This window comes from Streptomyces sp. McG3, from assembly GCF_018619185.1.
Lineage (GTDB): Bacteria > Actinomycetota > Actinomycetes > Streptomycetales > Streptomycetaceae > Streptomyces.
Genome location: NZ_JAAXYC010000008.1, coordinates 67,902 through 74,188 on the forward strand (window position 1 = coordinate 67,902; position 6,287 = coordinate 74,188).

4 protein-coding genes are annotated in these 6,287 nt (G+C 71.1%); all 4 read right to left on the reverse strand.

Annotated features, from left to right (window positions below):
- Nucleotides 1–2: 2 nt before the first annotated feature.
- Nucleotides 3–314 (reverse strand): pore-forming ESAT-6 family protein, encoded by a 312-nt coding sequence (locus HET64_RS02815; RefSeq protein WP_069754007.1) that lies wholly within the window; start codon nt 312–314, stop codon nt 3–5.
- 61 nt (nt 315–375) lie between these two features.
- Nucleotides 376–708, reverse strand: a complete 333-nt coding sequence (locus tag HET64_RS02820) for a hypothetical protein (RefSeq protein WP_215101848.1) — start codon at nt 706–708, stop codon at nt 376–378.
- A gap of 141 nt (nt 709–849) precedes the next feature.
- On the reverse strand, nt 850–2,268 hold the full coding sequence (locus HET64_RS02825) for a DUF6177 family protein (protein ID WP_215101840.1): 1,419 nt from the start codon (nt 2,266–2,268) through the stop codon (nt 850–852).
- Between the two features lie 73 nt (nt 2,269–2,341).
- A partial coding sequence (eccCa, locus tag HET64_RS02830; protein WP_215101842.1) for a type VII secretion protein EccCa occupies nt 2,342–6,287 on the reverse strand: 3,946 nt, incomplete at its 5' end.

Consider the following 6,287-nt stretch of genomic DNA (forward strand, 5'->3'; position numbering starts at 1 on the left):
GGTCAGCCGATGCCGTCGACCGCGGCCTTTGCCCGCGCCAGCGTCTGCGTGGCCGTGCCGTCGTTCTTCTCCAGTGTCGTCCGCAGCAGCCGGATGATGTTGCGCACCTCCTGCGAGGTCGCGTTCCACCGCAGTTCCTTGCCGTGGTACTCATCCGCCACGCCGTCGGCCGCGAAGTCGTTCATCGCCGCCTTCACCTGCGTGTCCCGCGCCGTGATCACCTGCTCCAGACGGCCGATCACCACCTGGAGAGCCGCCTGCACCTCCGTCGAAGCCCCCGTGTCGTACGAACGCCGATCCGTGCTGCCCGCCATCAGTCCTTCAACTCCCCGTCATACAGAAAAGGTATGGCCGAACCGGTCACCGCGACCGGTGTCAGCGGCCACCGAAACGCGCCGCGTCGAAATTCGCCGACGCCATCTGCGACTTCGCGTTCTCGTCCTGCTCCTGGTCGCCCGAACCGAACGCCGCGTCCATCCCCGACTGACCGCCCAGGATCCCCGACAACGACGCGTTCAACGCCTTCGTGATCTCGTCCGAACGTGTCTTGAAATCGTCGAACGCGACCTTCCCCGCCCCGTTGAACTTCCCCTCCAACGGCTCCGCCGCCGCGATCAGCTGCTGGATCAGCGTCCCCAGATCCGTACTCGCGCTCTGCGAATCCGACAGCAGCCTCGACAGGACCGACGCCCCCATGTCGAACTTCATGACATCCCCCGTTACATCGAACGCATCGAATACATCGACCGAACGCACGCCTACTTGCGCGTACATCCTTGTCTATCAACCCCGGCATCACTACTGCAATCTGCAATCAGCCAGATTTGCGGCAGGGAGTCCGGATGGCCCCTACGCCCCTTTGAGGTGCCGCATCAGCCTCTCGAACTCCTGCCACCCCGCCAGATCCGAGGGGTTCCCCGGCAGCGGGAAGTACAGCGCCGGCCTGGTACGCGGGCCGAGCCGCACAGGCTGTTCCGCCAGCGGCGTGCGTCGCGCCCGGTCTCCCGGCATCGCGCGGACCTCCTCCGGGCCCAGCACGAAGGCCAGCGGGACCCCGGGACCCTCGAAGCGCGGCGGTACGGCCACGTCGCGGCGCGCTTTGCGAAGTTGTACGAGCATCGACTGGAGACGGTGGCGCGTGGCGAGCGCCTCGGCGGCCGCGGGCAGGGCGCCCAGCGGAGGCTCCTCGTCGGCGCCGTAGCCGAAGGCGAGGGTGACCTCCTCCTCCACGCCCGCCTTCGTCCGCGTGACGCGCATGGTCGCGATGCCCGGTCGCGAGCGGTTCCCGACCACGACGAACCATGTGGGCTCCGGCGCCCGTTCGAACGCGACGTCGGTCAGCCGGCCCGGGGACCAGGTGAGGGTCGCCGGTTCCGACGTGCCCCAGCCGGCCGGCGGTTCGCCCGTCAACTCCCGCCACACCGTCTCCAGGCCGCCGCCCAGCACCAGCCGTTCGTCCGCCGGGTGGACCATGCGGAAGGTCAGGCCCAGCTGGCGGTCGCCGGTGTCGTGGACCTGTTGGTAGGCAGCCGCCACCGGGGTGCGCGGGTCGTCCTCCGTGGCGTCGGGGGAGAGCACCGGGTCGAACGCGCCGTCCTGCCAGCGCAGTACGGCTCCGGTCAGGCCGTCGTAGTAGCCGTCCCGCTCGTCCTGGACGATCCAGCGGGACGGCCAGCCGCCCAGCGCGTCCCGTACGGCGGGGGAGAGCGTGGTGCCCGCCGGGCTGACGATCTGGAGCCCGAGACCCGCCTTCGCCGCCGCCCGAAAGGCGTCGGACAGCCAGGCGGTCATCGCCACCACCGGGCGGTCCTGGATGACGACCGCGACCTTGTCGGTGAGCACGTCGATGGCCGGCTGGGCGGCGGCGGGTTCGGGCGCGACGCTCACGCCGTCGGTCCGCACCACGGCGAGCGATCCGGCCGCGTCAGGCGGCCAGGCGGAGCCGCCCACCAGCGCGGCGATCCGGGTCGCGAAGGTCCCCGCGAGCTGCTCCGCCTCCGCGACACCCGTGGTGGCGCGGGCCTCCGTCCACCAGAACGGGACCGGCGGGGCCGTGGTTCCGAGCAGTCGCTCGGCCTCACCCTCGACGGAGACCAGCAACGGGGCCTCCACGGAGACGAGCGGGCGGCCCTCCGCGTCGCAGAGCTGGATCACCGCACCCTCGCCCCGCGTGCCCACCAGCTTGTCCGGGCCGCCCGAGAGCAGACCCGCCAGCACGGCCCACGGGTCGGGCATACGAGGAGTGAGAGCGATGACGTCCTTGGTCATGGAGTGGCCGTCCGGTCCTTCGTTGTTCGGCGGTGGGCATGCACGGGCGGGCGCTGATCCGCGCCGCGGGGTCTCACATGGGCGCGTGCACCGTCTGGATCAGGCGGTTGGGCTGACCACGACGGACGAACACGCCTCGTCCGACCGCCTGTTGGGATGCATACACGCCGGGGAACAGCTGGCCCTCGCTGCGGTCGCCCGCCATCAGGAGCGCCGAGGCGCCCGACTCCCGCAGACCCTGCACCAGCGGCTCGTACATGCCCCGCGAGGCGCCGGCGACCCGGCGCGTCAGGACGAAGTGGAGGCCGATGTCGACCGCCGAGGGGATGTACGGAAGGAACGCCGACAGCGGTGACTGTCCGGCGGTCGTGAGGACGTCGTAGTCGTCGACGAGAACGACGATGCGCGGGCCCGCTCCCCAGTTGCCGGGTTCCAGGTCCTCCAGCCGCGCGTTCTCGTCGGGCAGGCGCTTCTCCAGCTCGGTGGCGATGCCCGCCGAAAGCCCCGCGCACAACTTGGAGGTGTAGGCGTACCCGCCGTTGAACTCCTCCGGGACCGCACCGCGCAGTGAGCGCCGCGGGTCCATCACGGCGAAGACCAACTCGTCCTCGCCGTAGCGGTCGACGAGACCGTGCGCGACCGTCCGCAGCAGGTTCGTCTTGCCGCATTCGCTGTCCCCCAGCACCAGCAGGTGCTGATCGTGCTGGAACAGGTCCAGCAGTACGGGCGCGAGCGCCGACTGGTCGAGCCCGATCGGTACGCGCGTGGGCTCGGCCGCCGGCCCCGGCAGCGAGTGCGGCTCCAGAACGTGCGGCAGCACACGGACCGGCTGCGCCACTTCGCCGCTCCAGGTGGCCCGGACGGTACGTGCCGTGCGCTCCAGGACCGCGCCGAGGTCCGCCGTGTCGGCGACCCCGTCCGTACGGGGCAAGGCCACCTGGGCGAAGAGCCTTCCGTCGGTGAGGACCCGCCCGGGCTCGTCGGGTGACAGGGTCTCGGCGAGCTTCCGGTCGATGCTGGACTCGCCCGGGTCGTTGAGGCGCAGTTCGACGCGGGTGCCGAAGTTGGACTGGATGGCGATACGTACGTCGTTCCAGCGCAGCATGCCCGCGACGACGTGGATGCCGTAACCGCCACCGCGCTTGAGGACGTCGGTGATCGCGTCGTCCAGCTCGTCGAAGTCGTCGCGCAGTGCGCCGAATCCGTCGATGACGAGGAGGACCTCGGCCGAAGCGAGTCCGGGAAGCCGGCCGGCCGCGTGCAGGGTGCGCAGTTGCTCGACCGAATCGATGCCGTGCTCGCGGAAGAGGTCCTCGCGCAGGGCGAGCATCGTGCGGACCTCCTCGACGGTGCGGGCCGCCCGTTCCCGGTCGGCGCGGCCCGCGATACCGCCGACGTGCGGCAGCCCCGAAAGCGCCTGAAGACCGCCGCCGACCAGATCCAGTCCGTAGACGCCGATCTCGCGCGGGGTGTGGGTGAGCGCGAGCGAGAGGACGAGCGTGCGCAACAGCGTCGTCTTGCCCGACTGGGGCCCGCCGATCACCGCCGCGTGGCCGCCCGCCGTTGTGAGGTCCAGGAACCACTGTCCCTGCCACTGCTTGGCCGGGTCGTCGAGCAGGCCGACGGGAACGCGGAGAGGCCTCCGGCGTCCGTCCGCGACCGCTCCGGTCAGCCGCATCCCACGCGGGCCGATGTCCAGCGGGCCGGCGACGGTGTCCAGCGCGGCGGCCGTCGGCAGGGGCGACAGCCAGATGCTCCGTACGGGCGGTGCCGCTCCGGTCAACTGGGCGACCATGACGCCCATTTCGGTCGGGCCCGTCTCGCGGCGACGGGACGCCGGCTCTGCGGACTGACGAGCCTCGTCCGGTCCGGCCAGGGTGTTGAACGCCTCGTACGGCAGCGCCAGCGGGCCGGTCTCCTCCTCGTCGGTGCTGCGGACCGGACCGCGATAGCCGCCCGAGACATAGCCCGCCTTGAAACGGGAGTAGTGGCTCGTGTCGACCTTCAGATAGCCGAATCCGGGCAGCGGAGGCAGGTGGAAGGCGTCTGTCGTGTCCAGGACGGTGCGGGACTCGTCGGCGGAGAAGGTCCGCAGGCCGAGACGGTAGGAGAGGTAGGTGTCCAGGCCCTTGAGCTTGCCGCCCTCGATGCGCTGGCTGGAGAGCAGCAGATGCACGCCGATGGAGCGGCCGATCCGTCCGATGGAGAGGAAAAGGTCGATGAAATCCGGCTTCGCGGTGAGCAGTTCGCCGAACTCGTCGATCACCACGAACAGATGCGGCAGCGGGGCCAGGTCCGGCCGCTTCTCGGCACGCAGAGCCGCGTAGTCCCCGATGTCGGCGACGTTCCCCGCGTCCTTGAGGGCCTGCTGGCGGCGCTTGACCTCACCGGCGAGGGAGGAGTGGACCCGCTCGACGAGCCCCGCCTGGTTCTCCAGGTTGGTGATGACCCCGGCCACGTGCGGCAGGTCCGCGAACGGCGCGAACGTCGCCCCGCCCTTGTAGTCGACCAGCACGAGCGCCAGGTCCTCCGGCGGATGGGTGGCCACCAGGGCGAGGACCAGGGTGCGCAGCAGCTCCGACTTGCCCGAGCCCGTCGCTCCCACGCACAGACCGTGCGGGCCCATCCCCAGCTCCGAGGACTCCTTCAGGTCCAGCAGCACCGGCTCGTGGGAGTCGCTGATGCCGATCGGGACGCGCAGGAAGGCGCGCTCGCCACGCGGCGCCCACAGCCGTTCCAGGTCGAGCCGGGCCACGTCGTCGATGCCGAGCATCGCCGCGAACTCCACCGGACCGGAGAGCGGGGCGTCGACCAGGGACTCGGCGGACAGCCGCAGCGGTGCGAGCATCCGGGCCAGACCCTCGGCGAAGGGGATGCCCGCCTCGTCCGCCGTGCCGTGCGCCTCCACGGGCTCCGGCGCCCGCAGGTCCTCGATGGTCACGTCCGTGCCGTCGACCGTGATCCGTACGCTGACGTGCCCCGGTTCCTGTACCCGCCGCTCCAGCAGATGCAGCACGGTGACGCCCATCTCGCGCAGGCCGACGGCGTCGTCCGGGCGCGGCAGGTCCACGGCGTCCTCGCCGTGCCCGTCGGTGACGACGAGCAGCCGGGAGTTCATGGACAGCGCGTCCCGGCCGGCCAGGCCCCGGCGGACCTCGGCCGCGTACGAGGCACGGCGGCGCAGCTCCGCCCCGATCTGCCGGGCGAGCTGGGGGGCGGAGGGAGCGATACGGCGGGCGGCCACGGGTCCGTCGAACTGCTCGGTGTCGAGCAGGTGCGGCAGCCACTTGGCCCATTCCCAGTCGGCCATGCGATCACCCGGAGCCGCGACGGCGATGGCCACGTCGTCGGGTGCGTGGAGGGCGGCCGTCTGGACCAGCAGGGCACGGGCCAACCGCAGACAGTCCTCGCGCGGGCCGATCACACTGACGTTGCCGATCCGGTCCAGCGGTACGGTGAGCGGCAGTTCGGTGCCGTTGCGGAACCGGTTCACCAGCGCCGACGCCTCGTTGAGCATGAACAGGTCGGGCGGTGTGAGCACCGTCGAACCCGGCTCGGCGATCCCCAGATCCCGTACGGGCATCTCGCCGGTGCCGGCCCGCACCCGCAGGAAGTCGTCGTCGACCCTGCGCCGCTCCCAGAGGCGCGCCGGGTCCCGCACGATGTCGTACAGGGCGTACGGCGGGGGGTTCAGGACATCGGCGCGTTCACGCCGTTCACGCTCCTCGCCCGACAACTCCTCCCGCAGGTCCTCCACATAGGCGAGATACGCCTCGCGCTGAGTGCGTCGGGTGCGCTGGGCCTTGCCCCGCTGCGAGAAGAGCAGCGCCACGGAGCCGATGACGGTGACCACGAGGATGATCGCGCCGAGGGCGGCGAACTGGCTGTTGCGGACGACCGTCATCATCACGACGGACGACATGACTCCGGCGACCGGCAGCAGCGACATCGCGATGTTGCCCGCCTTCCCCTCGGGGAGGTTGGGCGGGGCCTCGATGGTGCGGGGCGCGGGCGCGGCC

Coding starts and splice junctions, on each gene's coding strand:
- HET64_RS02815 (WP_069754007.1), bottom strand. CDS start 314: ATGGCGGGCAGCACGGATCGGCGTTCGTACGACACGGGGGCTTCGACG.
- HET64_RS02820 (WP_215101848.1), bottom strand. CDS start 708: ATGAAGTTCGACATGGGGGCGTCGGTCCTGTCGAGGCTGCTGTCGGAT.
- HET64_RS02825 (WP_215101840.1), bottom strand. CDS start 2,268: ATGACCAAGGACGTCATCGCTCTCACTCCTCGTATGCCCGACCCGTGG.